The sequence below is a fragment of the Thermanaerothrix sp. genome (assembly GCA_026417795.1).
Classification (GTDB): domain Bacteria; phylum Synergistota; class Synergistia; order Synergistales; family Synergistaceae; genus Thermanaerovibrio.
Map to the genome: position 1 here is coordinate 1 of JAOACP010000111.1, position 1,180 is coordinate 1,180.

General features: G+C 52.5%; 2 protein-coding genes. Both read right to left on the reverse strand.

Features of this window, described 5'->3' with window-relative positions:
* On the reverse strand, positions 1–686 hold a 686-nt coding region (locus tag N2315_09460; GenBank protein ID MCX7829397.1), incomplete at its 3' end, for a pyridoxal phosphate-dependent aminotransferase family protein.
* 13 nt (positions 687–699) lie between these two features.
* Positions 700–1,180 (reverse strand): SDR family NAD(P)-dependent oxidoreductase (locus N2315_09465; protein ID MCX7829398.1); only part of this gene is annotated, 481 nt, incomplete at its 5' end.

Here is a 1,180-nt window from a genome sequence, read left to right on the forward strand (position 1 = left end):
CGGCCGGTAGGGCCAATAACCCCGATGGCGTGGGCCTCATCAAGATAGATTCGGGCCCCGAACTGGTCGGCAATTTTACGGATTTCGGGAAGCCGGGCGGTATCCCCCTCCATGCTGAAGACCCCATCGAGTACGATGAGGATGGGTTCCCCTGGGGGAATTTTTTCTAAAACCTTCTGTAAATCGTCGATATCATTATGCTTGAATCGATGCAAATTCACGTGTTTGTTAAGGCCGGTGCTTAAAAAGATGCCATCCATGATGGAAGCGTGGTCGAATTTGTCGGTTACCACATGGTCGCCCCGACCGACAAGGGCGGAGATGCTCCCTAAATTAGTCTGATAGCCCGTGGTAAAGGTAAGGGCCGCCTCTTTACCAACAAAGCGGGCAAGGCGCCACTCGAGTTCTTCGTGAAGAGCCAGGGTGCCATTCATGAAGCGGGAACCGGAACAACTGGTGCCGTACTTTTCTACCGCCTTAATAGCGGCTTCTCGGACCCGTTCGTCAAAGGCAAGGCCGAGGTAGTTGTTGGACCCCGCCATAATCATCTCTCGGCCTTCGATGATTACCTTGTTTCCCCGGTTCGCTTCGATAGGACGGAAGTAGGGATACCACCCTTCTTTTCGGGCCTCTTCGGCGGCGGTAAAGGCGTAACACTTGCTAAATAGATCTTCTCGTGTTCCCATGATGTTCCTTCCTTTATTTCTCTTTTGATGGAATAGCCTGCTTTGTCTTTTGGACATCTTTGATTTGCCAGTCCATGATCCGCTCTACCAGTCGTGGAAAGAGTCGGTGGAGATGATAAATGAGGGCACTTTCGGTATCCGCGAAAATATAGAATGATGAACTTGAAAGCTTTGCGATTACCCGCTGGGCTACCTGGTCGGGAGAAAGCAATCGGGCATTTCCGGCAATCCGGCGAGTTTCTGGAGGCTTGTATTGGTTTTCTTCGGCCAATTGGGGCGTATCCGTGTCAGGGGGGCAAAGTACCTGAACGGTGATACCATAGCGACGGGCTTCGGCCCGAAGGGTTTCCGAAAAGCCGATGACCCCGAATTTGCTTGCCCCATAGGCGGTGTATCCAAAAACTCCTACAAGGCCTGCCAAAGATGATACATTGATGATTCGGCCGCTGCCCTGTTGTGCCATCGCCGGGAAAACCGCCCGGGCCATGTGGATG